Genomic DNA, 18172 nt, shown 5'->3' on the forward strand with positions numbered 1-18172 from the left:
TAAGCTTTGGCTGGCATTTTTCCGTTCGGGTTTCGGAGGGCAAAATGACCTTGAATCTACTCGGCCTTGCGGCCGACCGGCTGATGTATCTGGCACAGTCGCAATCCGTTCTGGCGGGCAATATCGCCAATACCGATACGCCAGGCTATGTGCCGAAGGCGCCGGTTGCCTTTTCGAACGTGCTGAACGGGAGCGGTAACCTGGCGATGGTCACGACCAGCGCCAATGACATCGCGCCATCGTCCAGCCAGTCCTTTTCCACCAGGGTCTCGACGGTTGCGGCGAAATCGCCGGACGGCAACGGCGTCTCGCTCGAAAGCCAGCTTGCGGCGATCGCCGGAAACCAGATCAACCAGCAATATGCAGTGAACATCTACAAGACCTACCTTGGAATGTTCGCGACTGCACTTGGCCCCAACCCGTAATCGGGGAATATCAGCATGAAATTCGGTACCACGCTGGACATTTCGGCGGCGGCTCTCTCCGCGCAGAATTCCCGCCTGCAGGTGATCGCGCAGAACCTCGCGAACGCCGACAGCACCAGCTCCACCCCTGGCGGCAACCCGTATCAGCGCAAGACGATCGCGTTTCAGGACGTCTATAGCCAGGCAGCCGGGACCAACGTCGTCCAGGTTGCCGCGATCAGCCGGGACAAGGCGCCGTTCCCGATGAAATACGATCCGTCCAACCCCGCGGCGAACGCGCAGGGCTACGTCAAGATGCCCAACGTCAACAGTCTCGTGGAGCTCATGGACATGCAGCAGGCGCAGCGGTCGTATGACGCCAATCTCTCGGTGATGAACGCGACGCGCGGCATGATGACCCGCACCCTGGGCCTGATCTGATGTCGGGCACCATCAGCGGGCTGGTCAGCCCCTCCAGCGCCCTTTCGGCCTATGGGCGCGTTGCCGGGCCGTCCTCGTCGGCCGGGCCGAGCTTCGGCGATTTTGTCTCCAATGTCGTGACCAGCGCCGTCCATCAAAGCGCCTCGACCGAACAGGCGGCAAATGCGGGGCTGCTGGGCAATGGCGATCTCACCCATGTCGTCGCCTCGGTGGCGCAGGCGCAGGTCGCGCTGCAGACCACCGTCGCGATCCGCGACCGGCTGATCACGGCGTATCAGTCGATCATGAACATGCCCATCTGACCATGCAGGCATCGCACCAGCGCGCGCGCCGGCCCGCCCCCGATGCCGGGCCGTGCCTGTGTCGCGCGGCACGCCGGAGGTGCCCGTGCAGGGCATGACCGATCCGGCGGTGATCACCACGCTGCACGCGGCGCTGGTGGTCGCGGCGAAACTCTCGGCGCCGCCTTTGCTGGCCTCGCTGGTTTCGGGCGTCGTCATCTCGCTGTTGCAGGCGGTGACCCAGATCAACGAGGCGACGATTTCGTTCCTGCCGAAGATCGCCGCCGTGGTCGGCACGCTGATGATCATGGGCGGGTTCCTGTTCAGCACGCTTGCGGCGTTCGCCCACCAGATCTTCAGCGCCATGATCCACGTGGGCTAGCGATGTTTCCGCATGACCTCGCCGACCTGATTTATGGCCCGCTGCTGGCGCTGATGCGGATTTCGAGCCTGGTGATGGCGGTGCCGTTCATGGGTGCCGGCTTCGCGCCGGCGCAGTTGCGCATCGGGCTGTCGGTGGCGCTGACCGCGATCATCGTTCCGCTGATCGGCGGCGCGATGCCGCATCTGCCGGCGTCGATTCTCGTCTTCGCGGTCGAGATCCTGCGGGAGGTCGTCATCGGCCTGTCGCTCGGCTGGCTGACCGGCGTGATCCTGCTGAGCTTGCCCGTCGCCGGGCAGATCATTTCCTACCAGATCGGCCTGTCGAGCGTGCTGCTGCCGAATTCGACGATCGGGCCGAACAGCACGCTCGTCGCCAACGCGATGGGATTGCTGCTGCCCGCGCTCGTCTTTGCCAGCGGTCTGTTCCTGCTGCCGGTGCTGGCGATCGTCCGTTCGTTCCGCACCCTGCCGCTGCCGGCCGGGATCGGCGATGCGCACCTGCCGTCGGCCGGCGTGCTGCTGGAATTCGCGGTGAAGGCGGTTTCGGCGGAATTCGTCACCGCGCTGCATCTCGCGGCGCCGTTTCTCTTCATCGGCATTGTCTGGCAGGCGGGGCTCGGCCTGATGTCGAAGGCGGCGCCGAATATCCAGATCTTCTTCATCGCAGCACCGCTGCAACTGCTCGGCGGCACGGCGCTGCTTGCCTTTCTCGCCTCGCCGATGATCTCGGTCTGGCATGACGCGACGCTGCCGATGCTGCAGGCCTATGCGAGCTGGTAGGCGCGCCGGCCGGGGGCGGTGGCGCGTGAGGTCATCCGGCGATGGATGAAGACAAGGAAAGTAAAACCGAAGCCGCCACGCCGATCCGGCTGTCAAAGGCGCTCGACGGTCATGGCCAGGGAACGTCGCGCGAGGTGGCTTCCCTCGCGGGCCTCGTGGTGGCGTTCGCCTTCACCAGCAGCCGGCTGCCAGACTCGGCCGATCATCTGGTGACGGTTCTCGCCTCGCTGTTCACCCGTGCCGCGACGATGGATGCCGGCGCTTCGCTCGGGCGGGCGACATCGGATGTGGCGATGGCGGCGGCGGGCATCGTGCTGCCGCTCGCCGCGACGATGGTGCTGGCGGCGGCGATCGTCACGCTGTTTCAGACCGGACTGCGGCTGAACACCTCGGCACTCGGGCTGAGCTTCGCGCGGCTGAACCCGATGACCGGGCTGACCCGGATGTTCGGCGCCCAGAGCCTCGGGTTCTCGGCGCAGACCATCCTCAAGCTCGTCGCGATCGGCGTTGCGCTCTACATCGTCATGGTCGATCGGCTGCGCGGGATCGAGACGCTGCTGGTCGGCTCGGACATGACCCTGGTCAGGGCGATTTTCGGCTCGATCGTGGCGATGCTCGGGGCTGTCGTCGTCATCCAGGCGATTGCCGGCGGGATCGATTTCGTCCTCACGCGGCGGCGCTTTGCCGATTCGGTGAAGATGACGCAACAGGAAATCAAGGACGAGCAAAAGGAGATGGAGGGCGATCCGCGCATCAAGGCGCGGATCAAGGCGGCGCAGAACGCGCTGGCCAAGCGGAGCCTGCAGGCGGCGATGGCGCGGGCGGCCGTGGTCGTCACCAATCCGACGCATTATGCCGTCGCCCTCGAATATCAGCCGGGGCAGGCCGAGGCGCCGAAGATCGTCGCCAAGGGGGTGGACGAGCAGGCCGCGCGCATCCGCGATCTTGCGCGCGACGCGCGGATTCCGATCGTGCCGAACCCGCCTCTCGCGCGCGCGCTGTTCCAGCAGGAGCTGGAATCCGAAATTCTGCCCGAGCATTACCGGACGGTCGCCGAGATCATCGCCTATATCTGGCGCCTCGCGGAGAAGCAGACGCAGCGTATCTGAGCGCCTCGGGACCTGGCGCGTGTCGGGCCGTAGGCGGTGGCCGACGGGAGCGGGATCAGCCGCGGCGGGCGTTGATCTCGAGGATGGCCAGCAGGGCTTCCGCCCGGGCGGAATCGGTTTTTGCTTCCAGCAGCGCCTGCTTTTCCGCCGGGCTGAAGGGGCAGGCCATGCAGAGCGTCACGATCAGGGCCTCGTCGGAAATCTCCTCGATCGCGTCCCAGTTCGCATCGATGCCGGTTGCCTCGAAATAGTGGCGCAGCGCCTCGACCAGCATGGCGCGGGTGACCGGCGCCTCGTCTCCTACTGGGTTGCCGGAGAGGGGATCGACATCGTCGCGGAAGGCCGAGACGTCGCCCTGGACGCGCCGGTAGCCGCGGCGCATCTCGGCTTCCTCGACGACCTCGAAGCGCATCAGCCCGGTGAGGGTGATGAGGTAGCGGCCGTCCTCGGTCTCGCTGAAGGCGGTGATCCGGCCGAGGCAGCCGATGCGGTGGAGGGCCGGGCCGCTGTCGGTGCGCGGCACATCCGGCAGGGGCTGGATCATGCCGAACAGGCGGCCGGCGCCCATCGCGTCGTCCACCATCGCGAGGTAGCGCGGCTCGAAGATGTTGAGCGGCAGCCGCCCGCCGGGAAACAGCACGGCGCCGGTGAGGGGAAACACCGGAAAGACCTCCGGGACCCCTTCCAGCCGCGCGTGTGCGCCTGACATGCCGAACAGCGAACTCAACTGAACAACAGTGCGGAAAGCTTCCGCCGGGCGGCCATCGTGTCGGCGTCGTCCACACCCCAGGCGTCGAAGAACTTGAGGAGTTGCAGCCGCGCGGCATCGTCGTTCCAGCCACGCTGGCGGCGCATGATGTCGAGCAGGGCCTCGGCGGCCTCGGTGCGGTTGCCGGTCGCGTTCAGCGCGACCGCGAGCGCGAGGCGGGCCGCGTGATCGTTTTCGTTCGAAGCGAGCTTCTGTTGCAGCTCGGCCAGTTGCCGGGCTGCGGCGCGGCCCTCCTGCGCCACCGACAGCGCCGTTTTCGCCGCGGCGATTTCGGCGTGATCGGCGAGGGCTGGCGGGATTTCGGCGAGGATGGCAGCAGCACGGTCGTCCGCGCCGAGGGCGATCAGGGCGCGAACCAGGCCGGCCCAGGCCTCGGGGCGGTTTTCATCCTCATCGAGGGCGGCGCCGAAGAGCGCCGCGGCCTCCTCGGCCCGGTTTTGCTCCATGGCCGCGCGGGCCTGGGCGATCAGGTCCGCCGAGGGGGCGGAGGAGCCGGCGAGCTTGAGCAGGGCGTCGACGAAGCGGCGCACCTCGCTTTCCGGCAGCGCGCCCTGGAACAGGTCGGCGATCTGCCCCTGCCAGAAGGCGGCGACGGTGGGGACCGATTGCAGCGGCAGGCCGAGGCTGGCGAGTTGCTGGACGAGGGCGCGGTTCTCGTCGATGTCGATCTTGACCAGGCGGATGCGCCCGCCATAGGCGCGCACCACTTTTTCGAGCGTCGGCGTCAGGGTCTTGCAGGGGCCGCACCAGGTTGCCCAGAAATCGACCAGCACCGGCACCTTGCGCGATGCTTCGACGACATCGGCCATGAAGCTGGCCTGGCTGCCTTCGATGATCTGGGCGTCGGCGCCAATGGGGCGCTGCGCGTCGGAGTCTGTCAGATGGTCCATGGTCATGATCCGTTTCTATGTCTTCATAGATGATAGACAACGGCGCGGGTGCAAGCCAGTCGGACGCATGGATGGGTCGAGCCGGTCGCGGAAGCGGCGCGGAATGGCGCGCGCGGCGGGTCTGACCCGAGCTGTACGACCTTGGGTTACGGCGCGGCGCGGCTCAGGCCGGCGGCGTCGAGCGCCTTGAGATAGGCGGCCCAGCGCTGGGCGTGCTCGCGGCCGAGCCGGTGCAGGTAGTCCCACGAATAGATGCCGGTGGAATGGCCGTCATCGAAGGTGATCCGCACGGCGTAGTTGCCGTTCGGCTCCAGCTTGGCGATGCCGACGCCCTGCTTGCCGGCGACGAGCTGGCGCTCGGCCGGGCTGTGGCCCTGAACCTCGGCGCTCGGGCTCTCGACGCGGAGATATTCGGCATCGAGCGCGAAATGCGCGCCATCGGCGAAGCTGATCTCGAGGATCCGCTCGGCGCGGCGCAGGCGCAGCTCGGTGGGTTCGGGCGCGGTCATGGCTCGATCTGGCGGGCTTCGTCGACCAGCATGATCGGGATGCCGTCGCGGACCGGAAAGGCGAGGCCGGCGGTGGGGCTGATCAGCTCGGCGGCCTCGCGGTCGTAGATCAGCTTGCCCTTGGTCAGCGGGCAGACCAGCACTTCGAGAAGGCGAGGGTCGATCGGCGCGGTGTCGGCCATGAGGGCATCCCCTGGATATGGACCTGAAGGGGCGGGAGATGGCGGACCCGAAGAGACTCGAACTCCTAACCCCCAGATTCGTAGTCTGGTGCTCTATCCAGTTGAGCTACGGGTCCGCCGTGGGAGGCGCATTAGCGGATCGGCGGCGATCCCGCAACCCCATGGGACGGTTGTGCGCGCCGCATGACATGGCGGCGGGGCGGAAATCCGGTTTCGCGGCGGGGCGGGGCGTGCTAAGCCGCCGCAATGAGCGAGACAAGGACATTGGTGGTCGGCGCCGATCATGCCGGCTTCGAGCTGAAGGACCGGCTGGCGGACGCCGCGCGCAAGGCGGGGTGGGACGTGGTCGATTGCGGCACCAATTCGCCGGCGAGCGTCGATTATCCCGACATTGCCCATGCGGTGAGCGCGCGTGTCGAGGCCGGGGCGGCCCGGTTCGGGCTGCTCGTCTGCGGGTCGGGGATCGGGATGGCGATCGCGGCGAACCGGCATGCAGGCGTGCGCTGCGCCCAGGCCCACACCGCGACGGAGGCGCGCCTTTCGCGCCAGCACAACGATGCCAATATCCTTGCCCTGGGCGCGCGGCTGACCGGCGAAGTGGTCGCGCTCGAAGCCCTCGACGCGTTTCTGACCACCGAGTTCGAAGGCGGCCGTCACCAGAACAGGGTCGCCAAACTCAATCCGGAGCCGAAAGCATGAACGAGCAGAGCCCGATTGCGAACATCTCGCGCTTCTTCAACACCTCGCTGGCCGAGACCGATCCCGATCTCGCCGCCGCGATCGGGCGCGAGCTTGCCCGCCAGCAGGACGGCATCGAGCTGATCGCCTCCGAAAACATCGTCTCCCGCGCGGTGCTCGAAGCGCAGGGATCGGTGCTGACCAACAAATACGCCGAGGGCTATCCGGGCAAGCGCTATTATGGCGGCTGCTCTGCGGTGGACGTTGCCGAGGAGCTGGCGATCGAGCGGGCGAAGCAGCTGTTCGGCTGCACCTATGCCAATGTCCAGCCGCATTCGGGCGCGCAGGCGAACCAGGCGGTGTTCCTCGCGCTGCTGAACGCGGGCGACACGATCCTCGGCATGAGCCTCGCCGCCGGCGGGCATCTGACCCATGGCGCGGCGCCGAACCTGTCGGGCAAGTGGTTCAACGCCGTGCAGTACGGCGTCAAGCGCGAGGATGGCACGCTCGACTACGAGGAGCTGGAGCGTCTGGCCCGCGAGCACCGGCCGAAGCTGATCATCGCCGGCGGTTCGGCCTATCCGCGGTTCATCGATTTCGCCCGCATCCGCAAGGTGGCGGACGAGGTGGGCGCGTATTTCCTGGTCGACATGGCGCATTTCGCCGGGCTGGTCGCCGCGGGGATCTTCCCCTCGCCGGTGCCGCACGCGCACGTGGTGACCACGACGACGCACAAGACCCTGCGCGGGCCGCGCGGCGGCATGATCCTGTCGAACGACTCGGAGCTGGGCAAGAAGCTGAATTCGGCGGTGTTCCCCGGCTTGCAGGGCGGGCCGCTGATGCATGTCATCGCGGCGAAGGCGGTGGCGTTCGGCGAGGCGCTGCGCCCGGAATTCCGCGCCTATCAGAAGGCGCTGGCGGAGAATGCGCGGGTGCTGTCGGAAACGCTGGTCGAGGGTGGGCTCGACATCGTCACCGGCGGCACCGACTGCCATCTCGTGCTGGTCGACCTGCGGCCGAAGAACGTGACGGGCAAGGCGGCCGAGGCGACGCTGGAGCGGGCGCACATGACCGCCAACAAGAACGCGATCCCGTTCGACCCGGCCAAGCCGGCGGTGACCTCGGGCATTCGCCTCGGCACGCCGGCGGCGACGACGCGCGGGTTCGGAACCGAGGAGTTCCGCATGGTCGGCCGGTTCATCGTCGAGGTGCTGGACGGGCTTTCGGCCTCCAACGATGGCACGAACGATGCGGTCGAGGCGGCGGTCGGCGCCAAGGTGCTGGATCTCTGCGCCCGGTTCCCGATCTACCGGTGAATGCGCGGTGCGCTGCCCGTTCTGCGGTGAAGCCGACACCCAGGTGAAGGACAGCCGGCCGGCGGAAGATGGCACCGCCATCCGCCGCCGGCGCTTCTGCCCGCAATGCAGCCAGCGCTTCACCACCGTCGAGCGGGTGCAGCTGCGCGAGCTGGTGGTGATCAAGGCGGACCAGCGGCGGGTCGGCTTCGACCGCGACAAGCTCGCCCGCTCGATCCGCACCGCGCTGCGCAAGCGGCCGGTGGATGACGAGCGGATCGAGCGGATCGTCAATGGCATCGTCCGCAAGCTCGAAGCCTCGGGCGAGGCGGAAATTCCCTCGAGCGAGATCGGCGAGCTGGTGATGGACACGCTGAAGGAGGTCGACGCGGTGGCGTATGTGCGCTTCGCCTCGGTCTATCGCGATTTCCGCGAGACCAAGGATTTCAAGGCGTTCCTTGGCACGATGGACCAGCCGAAATAGGCATGGACGATCTGGCCCCGATGCGCTCCGCCCTCGCGCTGGCCCGGCGCGGCCTGGGCGAGACGGCGCCGAACCCGAGCGTCGGCTGCGTCATCCTGCGCGACGGATCGGTGGTCGGGCGCGGCCGTACGGCGCCGGGCGGGCGGCCGCACGCGGAAACCGAGGCGCTCGCCATGGCCGGGGACGCGGCGCGGGGGGCGACCGCCTGTGTCACGCTCGAACCCTGCGCCCATCATGGCCGGACCCCGCCTTGCGCGGATGCGCTGATCGCGGCGGGGATCGCGCGCGTCGTCATCGCCATGGCCGATCCCGATCCGCGGACCGATGGGGCGGGGATCGCGCGGCTGCGCGCCGCGGGGATCGAGGTGGTCGAGGGTGTCGGGGCGGCGGAGGCGGCGGAGATCAATGCAGGCTTCATCCTGCGCGTGCGCGCCGGGCGGCCGCTGGTGACGCTCAAGCTCGCGACCTCGCTCGACGGGCAGATCGCCACCCGGACCGGGGCGAGCCAGTGGATCACCGGGGCGGCGGCGCGCCAGTTTGGCCACGCGCTGCGGGGGATGCATGACGCGGTGATGGTCGGGGTGGGAACGGTGCTCGCCGACGACCCCGAACTGACCTGCCGGATCGAGGGATTTCGGACGACCCCGCTGGTGCGGGTGATCGTGGATTCGCATCTGCGGATCCCGCTCGATGGCCGGCTGGTGCGCGGGGCGGCGCGCGATCCGCTGTGGATCGTGCATCGCGACGGTGCCGATCCGGCGCGGCGGGCGGCGCTGCTGGCGCTGGGTGTGCGGCTGTTCGAGGTGCCGGCGGCGACGGTCGGCGTCGATCTCGGGGCGGCCCTCGCCGCGCTGGGGGGGGCGGGGTTGACCCGGGTGCTGGCCGAGGGCGGCGGCACTCTTGCGGCCGCGCTGATCCGCGCCGATCTGGTGGACCGGCTGGAATGGTTCACCGCACCGATCGTGATCGGCGATGACGGGCTTGGCGCGGTGGCGGGGTACGGCATCGAGACGCCGGCGGCGGCGGCGCGGTTCGCGCGCGTGGGCGAAACGGATTGCGGCGGCGACCGCCGCGCGCGCTATCGGAGGGACTGAGCGATGTTCACCGGGATCATCACCGGGGTCGGCGCGGTGCGCGAGCTGCGGCCGGGCGGGGCCGCGACGGACACGCGGCTCGTGATCGGCGTGCCGGCGGATAACCCCGCCTGGGCGGGGATCGGCGAGGTGGCGCTCGGCGCGTCGATCGCGTGTTCGGGCTGCTGCCTGACCGTGATCGAGCGGGGGGCGGACTGGTTCGCCGTCGAGGTTTCGGGGGAGACGCTGTCGAAGACGACGCTCGGCACCTGGCGGGCGGGGACGGCGGTCAATCTCGAACGGGCGCTGCGGATGGGCGACGAGCTTGGCGGGCATGTCGTCTCCGGCCATGTCGACGGGCTGGGCGAGGTGGTCTCGACGCAACCGGAGGGCGGCTCGACAAGGTGGCGCTTCCGGGTGCCGCGCGACCTCGCCCGCTTCATCGCGCCGAAGGGCAGCGTTGCGGTCAATGGCGTGTCGCTCACGGTCAACGAGGTTGACGGGGCGGAATTCGGGGTGAACATCATCCCGCACACGGAAACGCATACCAGCTTCGCCACCCTGGCGGTGGGCGATGCGGTGAATATCGAAATCGACATGCTGGCGCGCTACGTGGCGCGGCTGGCGGAGGCAGGCTGATGGACCATCTGAAGAGCGCGTCGTTGCAGGAATATCTCGCCTCGGCCGAGGAGATCATCGAGGAGGCGCGGGCGGGGCGCATGTTCATCCTGGTGGATGACGAGGACCGCGAGAACGAGGGCGACCTCGTGATCCCGGCGCAGTTCGCCACACCGGATGCGGTGAATTTCATGGCCCGGCACGCGCGGGGGCTGATCTGCCTCGCGCTGACGCGGGCGCGGTGCGAGACGCTGGGGCTCAAGCTCATGGCGCAGTCCAACGGGTCGCGGCACGAGACCGCCTTCACCGTCTCGATCGAGGCGCGCGAGGGGGTGACGACGGGGATTTCCGCCGCCGACCGGGCGCGGACCGTCGCGGTCGCGATCAACCCGGAATGCGGGGCGGCGGATATCGTCACGCCGGGGCACATCTTCCCGCTGATGGCGCGCGACGGCGGCACGCTGGTGCGCACCGGGCATACCGAGGCGGCGGTGGATATCGCGCGGCTCGCCGGGCTGACGCCGGCCGGGGTGATCTGCGAGATCATGAACGATGACGGGACGATGGCGCGGCTGCCGGACCTCGTCTCCTTCGCGCAGTATCACAATCTCAAGCTCGGCACGATCGCCGACCTGATCGCCTATCGGCGGCGGATGGAGAAGCTGGTGCGGCGCGCGGGCGACGGGCTGATCACCGATGGCGCCGGGCAGCAATGGCGCAGCGTGGTCTATGAGAACACGATCGACCGGGTCGAGCATGTGGCCCTCGTCAAGGGCGATATCGCCGCCGACGAGCCGGTGCTGGTGCGGATGCACGCGGTCAGCACCATCGATGACATCCTGGGCGGCGACCATATCCGCGATCTCCGGCGGGCGATGGCGCAGATCGCGCAGTCCGGCCGGGGGGTCGTCGTGCTGATCCGCGAGGCGCGGCCGGATGCGGTGTCGTTGCGGTTGCAGCAGATCGTCGGCGGGGCGCGCACCGGGGCAGTGCTGCGCGACTATGGCGTGGGCGCGCAGATCCTCGCCGATCTCGGCGTGCGCGACATGGTCCTGCTGTCCAACCACAAGCGCGCCGTGGTCGGGCTTGAGGGGTATGGGCTGAACATCGTCGAACAACTGCCGATTGAGGAGCCCGCAAGATCATGAGCACCGCCGATGCCCCCGAAGCCGAGGTGCCCGATCTGCCGGGCCCGGCGCCGCGAATCCTGCTGATCCGCGCTCCTTATTATCGCAAAATCGTCGACGGGATGACCGAGGCGGCGATGATGCTGCTCGGCCGCGTCAATGCGACGGTCGAGACGGTGGACGTCGCCGGGGCGTTCGAGCTGCCGCAGGCGCTGGCCATAGCACTGCGCGGGCGGGTGCGGTTCGACGGGTTCGTGGCGCTTGGCTGCGTCGTGCGCGGGGAGACCGATCATTACCAGTTCATCTGCGATTCGGCGATGAACGGGCTGATGCAGGTGGCGGTCGACCATGCGGCACCGCTCGGGACGGCGCTGCTCACCGTCGATACGCTCGCGCAGGCGGCGGCGCGCTCGGCCGAGACGGGGTCGAACAAGGGGGCGGAGGCGGCCTCGGCCTGCCTGAAGCAGATCGCGCTCGCGCGGCGGATGGGCCTGGCATGAAGCCGGCCGGGAAAAGCGCGCGGCCGCGCACCCTGGCACGGGCCGCCGCGGTGCAGGCGCTCTATCAGTGCGAGCATGCCGGCGAGACGGCGGAGACGGTGATCGACCAGTTCGTCCGCCACCGCTTCGGGCGGATGGCCGGGCTGCTCGGCGCCGAGGAGAGCGAGGTGGCGCCGCCGGACGTGCCGCTGTTCTCGCGCATCGTCCGCACCGCGACGGCGCAGCAGGACATGGTCGATCCGCTGATTGCCGGCGTGCTGCCGGAGGCCTGGCCGATGCAGCGGCTCGACCCGGTGCTGCGGGCGCTGCTGCGCGCCGCCGGTGCGGAGCTGTGGATGACCGATGGGCCGCCGGCGCGCGTCGTCATCAACGAGTATCTCGACGTGGCGCACGGGTTTCTCGAAGGCGAGGCGGTGCAGATGGGCAATGCCGTGCTCGACCGGATTGCCCGCACGCTGCGGGAGGGCGAGTTCGCCGGCGAGGCGCGGGCGTGAGGTGAGCGGCGAGTTCGACCGCATCGCCCGGTATTTCGCGCCGCTCGCCGCGGCCGAGGGGCTGGGCCTTGCGGACGACGCGGCAGTGTGGACGCCGCCCGCCGGGCGGCAGGCCGTGCTGACGGTCGACCAGATGATCGAGGGCGTGCATTTCCTGCCCGACGATCCGCCCGATCTCGTCGCCCGCAAGCTGATGCGCCGCAACCTCTCCGACCTCGCCGCGATGGGGGCGCGGCCGGAGGGCTATCTGCTCGCCACGGCATTGCGGGCGGACACGCCGGAGGCCTGGCTCGCCGGGTTCGCCGCCGGGCTCGCCGCCGACCAGGCGGCGTTCGGCGCCCCGCTCTGGGGCGGCGACAGTTCCTCCACCCCCGGCCCGGTGACGACGGCGATCACCATGATTGGCAGTCTCGAACCCGGAACCGCGCTGCGGCGCGGCGGCGCGCGGCCGGGCGAGGCGATTTTCGTCACCGGCACGATCGGCGATGCGGTGCTCGGGCTGCAGGCGGCGCGCGGCGAGATCGGCGATCCGACGGGGGGGTTGCGGGCCCGCCGGCTGCTGCCCACGCCGCGCACCGGCCTGGCGCTGGCCCGGATCGCGACCGCCGCGATCGATGTCTCGGACGGGCTGGTGCAGGATCTCGGCCATGTGTGCAGGGCGTCGGGCTGTGGCGCGGTGATCGAGGCGGGGCTGGTGCCGCTGTCGGACGCGGCGCGGGCGGCGGGGCCGGGCTGGCGGGCGACGATCCTGACCGGGGGGGATGATTACGAATTGCTGATCGCCGCCCCGGCCGGGCTTCAGGCGGCGCTGGAGGCGGCCTGTGCGGACGTGCGGCTGACGCGGATCGGCCGGTTCGTGGCGGGGAAGCCGGAGGTGGTTGTGGTGGACGAGGACGGAAGGCCGGTCCCGCTCGGGCGGGAAGGCTGGCAGCATTTCCAGAGCATCATCCGATCAGATGGCTCCATCTGATCGGATAAAGATGCTCGGTTTGTCAGTATGCTAGAGCATCATCCGATCAGATGGGTCGGGTGTAGTGCTCAAGGTCAGGCCGGCGGGGCCTTGAAGGCGACGTCGCGCTTCAGGGAGAAGGGATCGCTCGGGTTGCGCTGCTCGAGGATGTCCTGCATCCGCAATTCGACCGTGCCGAGGATTTTCGGGTGGGTCAGGCAGTAGAAGCGGTTCTCCTCGATGCAGTCGAAGGTGCGGGCGGCGACATCGGCGGCGCCGAGGCGGCCCGAGGTCACGGCCTTGCGGGTCTGTTCATGGGCGAGTTGCTGGCTCGCGGTCGGCGGGGCGTCGTTGGCGAGTTCGGCCGGGCGGTTGCGCGACGCGTCCTTGATGCCGGTATCGACGAAGGCGGGGCAGAGCACGGTGACGCCGAGTTTGGCGCCGGCGATCCGCAGGTCCTGGAACAGGGTTTCCGACAATGCGACGACGCCGTGCTTGGAGACGTTGTAGACGCCCATCGTCTGGGCGGAGACCAGCCCGGCGACCGAGGCGGTGTTGACGATGTGGCCTTCCTCGCCATTCGCGATCATGCGGGGGACGAAGCAGCGCACGCCGTGGATCACGCCCCAGAGATTGACGCCGAGCACCCATTGCCAGTCGCGCACCGAGTGCTCCCAGAGCAGCCCGCCGCCGCCGACGCCGGCATTGTTGAACAACAAATGGGCGTTGCCGTAGCGCGCGAAGACGGTATCGGCGAACCGTTCCATCGCTTCGGCGTCGCTGACATCGAGGCGTTCGGTGAGCACCTCGGCGCCGGCGGCGCGCAGTTCGGCTTCGGTGGCCTCCAGCGCGTCGGCCTGGATGTCGGCCAGCGCGAGGCGCATGAAGCGGGAGGCGGCGATGCGGGCGAATTCGCGGCCGAAGCCGCTGCCCGCGCCGGTGATGACGGCAACCCGGTTGTTGAACTCTTTCATGGCAGGATCACGATCTTTCCGGTGACGCGGCGCGCCGCCATGTCGCGCAGGGCGTCGGCCGTCTCCTCCAGCGTGTAGGTTTTCGACACCAGCGGGCGGATCTCGCCGCGCGCCAGCATGGCGAACAGGTCTTCCATCATCCGGATCTGGTTCCCGGGTTCGCGGCGAGCGAACTCGCCCCAGAACACGCCGACCAGCGACGCGCCCTTGAGCAGCGGCAGGTTGAGCGGCAGGGACGGGATGGTGCCCTCGGCGAAGCCGATCACCAGATAGCGGCCGCGCCAGGCGATCGAGCGGAAGGCGGGCTCGGCGAGGCTGCCGCCGACGGGGTCGAAGATGACGTCCGGCCCCTTGCCGCCGGTATGCTCGCGGATCGCGGCGCGGAGGTCTTCGGTGGCGTAGTTGATCGTGGCGTCGGCGCCGTGGGCGCGGCAGAGTTCGAGCTTTGCCTCGGACGAGGCGGCGGCGATCACCCTCGCACCCTTGGCCTTGGCGATGTCGACCGCGGCGAGGCCGACGCCGCCGGCGGCACCGAGCACGAGGATCGTCTCGCCCGGCTTGATCTCCCCGCGATCGACCACGGCGTGGTGCGAGGTGCCGAAGGCGAGCAGCAGCCCGGCGGCGACCTCGAAGGAGACATTGTCAGGCACGGGCACGCAGCGATGCGCGTCGAGCGCGATCTTTTCCGCAAATCCGCCGGTCGAGCAGAGGGCGAGGACACGGTCGCCCGGCTTGTAGCCGGTGACGCCCTCGCCGACCGCCTCGATCTCCCCGGCGATTTCGGCGCCGGGGGTGAAGGGCAGTTCGGGCTGCACCTGGTACTTCTTCTGGATGATCAGCACGTCGGGGAAATTCACCCCGGCGGCATGCACCCGGATCAGCACCTCGCCCGCCTGCGGGACGGGATCGGGCAGGTCGCGCAGGAGAAGCGTCTCCGGCCCGCCCCACGCCTCGCAGCGGATCGCGCGCATCAGGCCTGGCCCGGTTCCGACAGCCCGTCCGCGATCAGCACGTTCGGGTAGCCGCCAGTGCGCGCGGGGTCGGTGTTGCGGTAGCGGCGGTGTTCGAGCCGGGCGAGCTGGTCGCGATGCACTTCGTCCGGTCCGTCGGCGAGGCGCAGCGTGCGCTGGTGCGCATAGGCCGAGGAGAGCCAGGTGTCGGCGACGCCGCCGCCGCCGAAGGCCTGGATCGCCCAGTCGATCACCTTGCAGGCGACGTTGGGGGCGACGACCTTGATCATCGCGATCTCGGCGCGGGCTTCCTTGTTGCCCACCGTGTCCATCATCTGCGCGGCCTTGAGGGTGAGCAGGCGGGCCTGGTCGATCATGATGCGGCTTTCGGCGATGCGCTCGCGCCAGACGCTCTGCTCGATGACCGGCTTGCCGAAGGCGTTGCGGCTTTCGAGGCGGCGGACCATGCGCTCCAGCGCGCGCTCGGCGGCACCGATCGAGCGCATGCAGTGATGGATGCGTCCCGGCCCGAGGCGGCCTTGCGCGATCTCGAAGCCGCGGCCCTCGCCGAGCAGCATGTTGGTGGCGGGCACCCGCACCTTGTCGAAGATCATCTCGGCATGGCCGTGCGGCGCATCGACATCGCCGAACACCGGCAGGGCGCGCTTCATCGTGACACCCGGATGCGGGAAGGGCACCAGGATCATCGACTGGCGCTTGTAGGGGTCGGGGTTTTCCGGATCGGACTGGCCCATCACGATCAGGATGCGGCAGCGCGGGTCAGGCGCGCCGGAGGTCCACCATTTATGGCCGTCGATGACGTATTCGTCGCCCTCGCGGCGGATCGAGGTTTCGATGTTCTTCGCATCCGACGAGGCGACGCGCGGCTCGGTCATCGCGAAGGCGGAGCGGATCTCGCCGGCGAGCAGCGGCTTCAGCCAGGTCTCTCGCTGATCGGGTGTGCCGTAGCGGGTCAGCACTTCCATGTTGCCGGTATCGGGGGCGGAGCAGTTGAAGGCTTCCGGGCCGAAGGGCGAGCGGCCCATGATTTCGGCGAGCGGCGCGTATTCGACGTTGGTCAGCCCGGCGCCGTGCTCGGATTCGGGGAGGAACAGGTTCCACAGCCCCGCCGCCTTGGCCTTCTGCTTGATCTGCTGCAGCAGTTCCAGCGGCTTCCACTGGTCGGCCTGGGTGTGGGCGGTGTGGAACAGCGCCTGTTCGTTGGGGTAGATGTGCTCGGCCATGAAGTCGGCAACGCGCTGGCGCAGAGCCTCGGTCTTGGCGGAATAACGGAACTCCATGGTGGCATTTTCCTCGTGGTCTGATTCTGCTGGACGATCGATTTGACCCAACTGTGCGAGGTGCGCGCGGGTTATGCAAGTCCCCCAAGGGGCAGATCGGATACGGCCGGGATACTGCCGCTTGACAGGGCGCCGCCCGCCGCCGATTTTCCCGCCCGCTTCACAGGAGGGAACCGGATGAGCACGGAACACCAGCCGCGTCTTGTCGAGATGCTGCCGCAGCACAGGATCGACGAGGCGGCCCTGTTCGCCTATCTGGCCGCCCATGTCGACGGATTCGCCCCGCCGGCGACGATCCGCCAGTTCCAGGGCGGGCAGTCCAACCCGACCTACCTGATCGAGACGCCGGGGCGGAATTACGTGCTGCGGAAGAAGCCGCCGGGAACGCTGCTGCCCTCGGCGCACCAGATCGACCGCGAATATCGCATCCAGAGCGCGCTGGAGGGGACCGCGGTGCCGGTGGTGCCGATGCTGCATTACTGCACCGATCCCGCGGTGATCGGCACCGAGTTCTACGTGATGGGCCATGTCGCGGGGCGGGTGTTCCACGACGTGATGATGCCCGGCCTGGCGCCGGAGGAGCGCGGCGCGATCCACCGGCAAATCATCGAGACGATCGCAGCGCTGCACAAGGTGGATTACGAGGCGGTGGGGCTTGCCGGATTCGGCCGGCCGGACCATTACGTCGCCCGCCAGATCGAGCGCTGGACCAAGCAGTACGAGGCCTCGAAGACCGAGGACTTCGCGCCGATGGCGAACCTCATCGCCTGGCTGCGGGGCAATATTCCCGAGCGCGACGAGAGTTCCATCGTGCATGGCGATTTCCGCCTCGGCAACATGATGATCCACCCGAGCGAGCCGCGCATTCTCGCGGTGCTGGACTGGGAGCTTTCGACCATCGGCCATCCGCTCGCGGATCTCGCCTATTGCTGCATGTCGTACCACCTGCCGCCCGGCTCCGGCCCGGCGATGGCGGGGTATCAGGGGGTCGATCTCGCCGCGCTCGGGCTGATGAGCGAGGCGGAGGCGCTGGAGCTGTATTGCCGGCGGACCGGGCGGGAGCGGATCGAGAACTGGCGGTTCTTCCTCGGCTTCTCGCTGTTCCGCTCGGCGGCGATCGTCGAGGGCGTGTATGCCCGCGCACTCGCCGGCAATGCGGCCGACCAGCGCGCCCACCGGATGCACGACGTGTTCCTGCAGGTCGCGAAGACCGGCTGGAACGTCGTGCGCGGCGACTGACGGGGATGGATCGCGGCCCGCGCCGCCGCCTCGCGTAATCGTATCGGCGGCCCGGGATGCGACCGGCGCCGCCAGCAGAAGGAAGTCCGACACATGAAGCTGTTTCACTCCGTTGCCAGCCCGTATGTCCGCAAGGTGATGGCCTGCGCGATCGCCCGCGAGATCGACCAGCTTATCGAGCTGATCCCGACCAATCCGCATGAGAGCCCGGCGGCGCTGACCGCGAACAACCCGCTGTCGAAAGTGCCGTGCCTGGTGACCGACGAGGGGGTGGGGCTGTTCGACAGCCGGGTGATCTGTGAATATCTCGACCAGGTCGGCGATGCGCTGCCGCTGTTTCCGGGCAGCGGGGCGGCCCGCTGGACCGCGCTGCGCTATCAGGCGATGGGCGATGGCATTCTCGACGCCGCCGTGGGCATCCGGATGGAGAGCCTGAAGCCGAAGGAAGCGGCGCGGGCGGCGTTCATGGAGCGGCAGATGCAGGCGATCGAGCGGACGCTCGCGGTGCTCGAACAGGACCCGCCGGGCAAGATGCTGGATATCGGCTCGATCGCGGTGGGCTGCGCGCTGGGCTATCTCGATTTCCGCCACGCCGGGTATGACTGGCGGAAATCCTGTCCAGTGCTGGCCGAGTGGTTTGCCGCCTTCGCGCGGGAGCCGGCCCTCGCGCGGACCGCGCCGCCGGCGGCCTGAGGCCAGGGTCTAGAACATCATCCGATCAGATGGAGTCATCTGATCGGA

24 protein-coding genes and 1 tRNA gene are annotated in these 18172 nt (G+C 68.8%); 17 read left to right on the forward strand and 8 right to left on the reverse strand.

Annotation, left to right across the window (positions count from 1 at the left end; translation table 11 throughout):
* The first annotated feature begins 44 nt into the window (after positions 1–44).
* From B7Z76_RS03170 to B7Z76_RS03195, 6 genes are read left to right on the forward strand one after another with little or no spacing between them, the layout of a single operon-like run.
* A complete protein-coding gene (locus tag B7Z76_RS03170; RefSeq protein ID WP_174503891.1) occupies positions 45–425 on the forward strand; it encodes a flagellar basal body protein in 381 nt (126 codons plus the stop codon).
* Positions 426–440: 15 nt separating this feature from the next.
* Positions 441–845 (forward strand): flagellar basal body rod protein FlgC, encoded by a 405-nt coding sequence (flgC, locus tag B7Z76_RS03175; protein ID WP_174503892.1) that lies wholly within the window; start codon positions 441–443, stop codon positions 843–845.
* Positions 845–1147, forward strand: a complete 303-nt coding sequence (locus B7Z76_RS03180) for a flagellar hook-basal body complex protein FliE (RefSeq protein ID WP_174503893.1) — start codon at positions 845–847, stop codon at positions 1145–1147. Before flgC ends, B7Z76_RS03180 begins: the two co-directional genes overlap by 1 nt.
* Positions 1148–1199: 52 nt before the next feature.
* Positions 1200–1508: a flagellar biosynthetic protein FliQ gene (locus B7Z76_RS03185; protein ID WP_236656381.1), complete on the forward strand. Its 309-nt coding sequence runs from the start codon at positions 1200–1202 to the stop codon at positions 1506–1508.
* Positions 1509–1510: 2 nt separating this feature from the next.
* Positions 1511–2290 (forward strand): flagellar biosynthetic protein FliR, encoded by a 780-nt coding sequence (locus tag B7Z76_RS03190; RefSeq protein WP_174503894.1) that lies wholly within the window; start codon positions 1511–1513, stop codon positions 2288–2290.
* A 41-nt stretch (positions 2291–2331) separates the two neighbouring features.
* Positions 2332–3399, forward strand: a complete 1068-nt coding sequence (locus B7Z76_RS03195; protein WP_174503895.1) for a flagellar biosynthesis protein FlhB — start codon at positions 2332–2334, stop codon at positions 3397–3399.
* 55 nt (positions 3400–3454) lie between these two features.
* On the opposite strand, the gene B7Z76_RS03200 is transcribed toward B7Z76_RS03195, so the two are convergent.
* The 5 genes from B7Z76_RS03200 to B7Z76_RS03220 all read right to left on the reverse strand — a co-directional run bounded on the left by B7Z76_RS03200 (position 3455) and on the right by B7Z76_RS03220 (position 5865).
* Complete coding sequence (locus tag B7Z76_RS03200) at positions 3455–4108, reverse strand: LON peptidase substrate-binding domain-containing protein (protein WP_291342108.1); 654 nt, start codon at positions 4106–4108, stop codon at positions 3455–3457.
* 14 nt (positions 4109–4122) lie between these two features.
* A complete protein-coding gene (locus B7Z76_RS03205; RefSeq protein ID WP_291342110.1) occupies positions 4123–5058 on the reverse strand; it encodes a tetratricopeptide repeat protein in 936 nt (311 codons plus the stop codon).
* Positions 5059–5204: 146 nt separating this feature from the next.
* Positions 5205–5567 carry a gamma-butyrobetaine hydroxylase-like domain-containing protein gene (locus B7Z76_RS03210; protein WP_174503898.1) on the reverse strand — a complete coding sequence of 121 codons (363 nt, stop codon included), beginning with the start codon at positions 5565–5567 and terminating at the stop codon, positions 5205–5207.
* The gene (locus B7Z76_RS03215; protein ID WP_174503899.1) at positions 5564–5749 is read right to left on the reverse strand and encodes a Trm112 family protein; all 186 of its coding nucleotides are present in this window, start codon (positions 5747–5749) and stop codon (positions 5564–5566) included. The genes B7Z76_RS03210 and B7Z76_RS03215 overlap by 4 nt, the downstream gene beginning before the upstream one ends.
* A gap of 39 nt (positions 5750–5788) precedes the next feature.
* Positions 5789–5865 (reverse strand) — tRNA-Arg (locus tag B7Z76_RS03220).
* 130 nt (positions 5866–5995) lie between these two features.
* On the opposite strand from B7Z76_RS03220, the gene rpiB reads away from it, so the two are divergent.
* Genes rpiB through thiL form a run of 9 tightly spaced genes read left to right on the forward strand, consistent with a single transcriptional unit; the run spans position 5996 to position 12988 of the window.
* Positions 5996–6448 (forward strand): ribose 5-phosphate isomerase B, encoded by a 453-nt coding sequence (rpiB, locus tag B7Z76_RS03225; RefSeq protein WP_174503900.1) that lies wholly within the window; start codon positions 5996–5998, stop codon positions 6446–6448.
* Complete coding sequence (glyA, locus tag B7Z76_RS03230; protein WP_174503901.1) at positions 6445–7743, forward strand: serine hydroxymethyltransferase; 1299 nt, start codon at positions 6445–6447, stop codon at positions 7741–7743. The genes rpiB and glyA overlap by 4 nt, the downstream gene beginning before the upstream one ends.
* A 7-nt stretch (positions 7744–7750) precedes the next feature.
* Positions 7751–8206: a transcriptional regulator NrdR gene (gene nrdR, locus B7Z76_RS03235; protein WP_174503902.1), complete on the forward strand. Its 456-nt coding sequence runs from the start codon at positions 7751–7753 to the stop codon at positions 8204–8206.
* Between the two features lie 2 nt (positions 8207–8208).
* Entirely contained in the window at positions 8209–9300 is a 1092-nt protein-coding gene (ribD, locus tag B7Z76_RS03240) for a bifunctional diaminohydroxyphosphoribosylaminopyrimidine deaminase/5-amino-6-(5-phosphoribosylamino)uracil reductase RibD (protein ID WP_291342113.1), read from the forward strand.
* 3 nt (positions 9301–9303) lie between these two features.
* Positions 9304–9918 (forward strand): riboflavin synthase, encoded by a 615-nt coding sequence (locus B7Z76_RS03245; RefSeq protein ID WP_174503904.1) that lies wholly within the window; start codon positions 9304–9306, stop codon positions 9916–9918.
* Positions 9918–11045: a 3,4-dihydroxy-2-butanone-4-phosphate synthase gene (gene ribB / locus B7Z76_RS03250; protein WP_174503905.1), complete on the forward strand. Its 1128-nt coding sequence runs from the start codon at positions 9918–9920 to the stop codon at positions 11043–11045. Before B7Z76_RS03245 ends, ribB begins: the two co-directional genes overlap by 1 nt.
* On the forward strand, positions 11042–11524 hold the full coding sequence (gene ribH, locus B7Z76_RS03255; protein ID WP_174503906.1) for a 6,7-dimethyl-8-ribityllumazine synthase: 483 nt from the start codon (positions 11042–11044) through the stop codon (positions 11522–11524). The genes ribB and ribH overlap by 4 nt, the downstream gene beginning before the upstream one ends.
* A complete protein-coding gene (nusB, locus tag B7Z76_RS03260) occupies positions 11521–12018 on the forward strand; it encodes a transcription antitermination factor NusB (RefSeq protein WP_174503907.1) in 498 nt (165 codons plus the stop codon). Before ribH ends, nusB begins: the two co-directional genes overlap by 4 nt.
* 1 nt (position 12019) lies before the next feature.
* The gene (thiL, locus tag B7Z76_RS03265; RefSeq protein ID WP_291342115.1) at positions 12020–12988 is read left to right on the forward strand and encodes a thiamine-phosphate kinase; all 969 of its coding nucleotides are present in this window, start codon (positions 12020–12022) and stop codon (positions 12986–12988) included.
* A gap of 74 nt (positions 12989–13062) precedes the next feature.
* Here thiL and B7Z76_RS03270 read toward each other — a convergent pair whose 3' ends face one another.
* The 3 genes from B7Z76_RS03270 to B7Z76_RS03280 are packed head-to-tail and all read right to left on the reverse strand — an operon-like array spanning position 13063 to position 16192.
* Positions 13063–13941 carry an SDR family oxidoreductase gene (locus B7Z76_RS03270; RefSeq protein WP_291342117.1) on the reverse strand — a complete coding sequence of 293 codons (879 nt, stop codon included), beginning with the start codon at positions 13939–13941 and terminating at the stop codon, positions 13063–13065.
* A complete protein-coding gene (locus tag B7Z76_RS03275) occupies positions 13938–14912 on the reverse strand; it encodes an NADPH:quinone oxidoreductase family protein (RefSeq protein ID WP_291342119.1) in 975 nt (324 codons plus the stop codon). The genes B7Z76_RS03270 and B7Z76_RS03275 overlap by 4 nt, the downstream gene beginning before the upstream one ends.
* A complete protein-coding gene (locus B7Z76_RS03280) occupies positions 14912–16192 on the reverse strand; it encodes an acyl-CoA dehydrogenase family protein (protein WP_174503911.1) in 1281 nt (426 codons plus the stop codon). Before B7Z76_RS03280 ends, B7Z76_RS03275 begins: the two co-directional genes overlap by 1 nt.
* 177 nt (positions 16193–16369) lie before the next feature.
* Between B7Z76_RS03280 and B7Z76_RS03285 the strand changes: the two genes are divergently transcribed.
* Positions 16370–17431, forward strand: a complete 1062-nt coding sequence (locus B7Z76_RS03285; protein ID WP_291342122.1) for a phosphotransferase — start codon at positions 16370–16372, stop codon at positions 17429–17431.
* Between the two features lie 93 nt (positions 17432–17524).
* Positions 17525–18124: a glutathione S-transferase N-terminal domain-containing protein gene (locus B7Z76_RS03290; protein WP_291342124.1), complete on the forward strand. Its 600-nt coding sequence runs from the start codon at positions 17525–17527 to the stop codon at positions 18122–18124.
* The last annotated feature ends 48 nt before the right edge of the window (positions 18125–18172 follow it).

This window comes from Acidiphilium sp. 20-67-58, from assembly GCF_002255515.1.
GTDB lineage: Bacteria > Pseudomonadota > Alphaproteobacteria > Acetobacterales > Acetobacteraceae > Acidiphilium.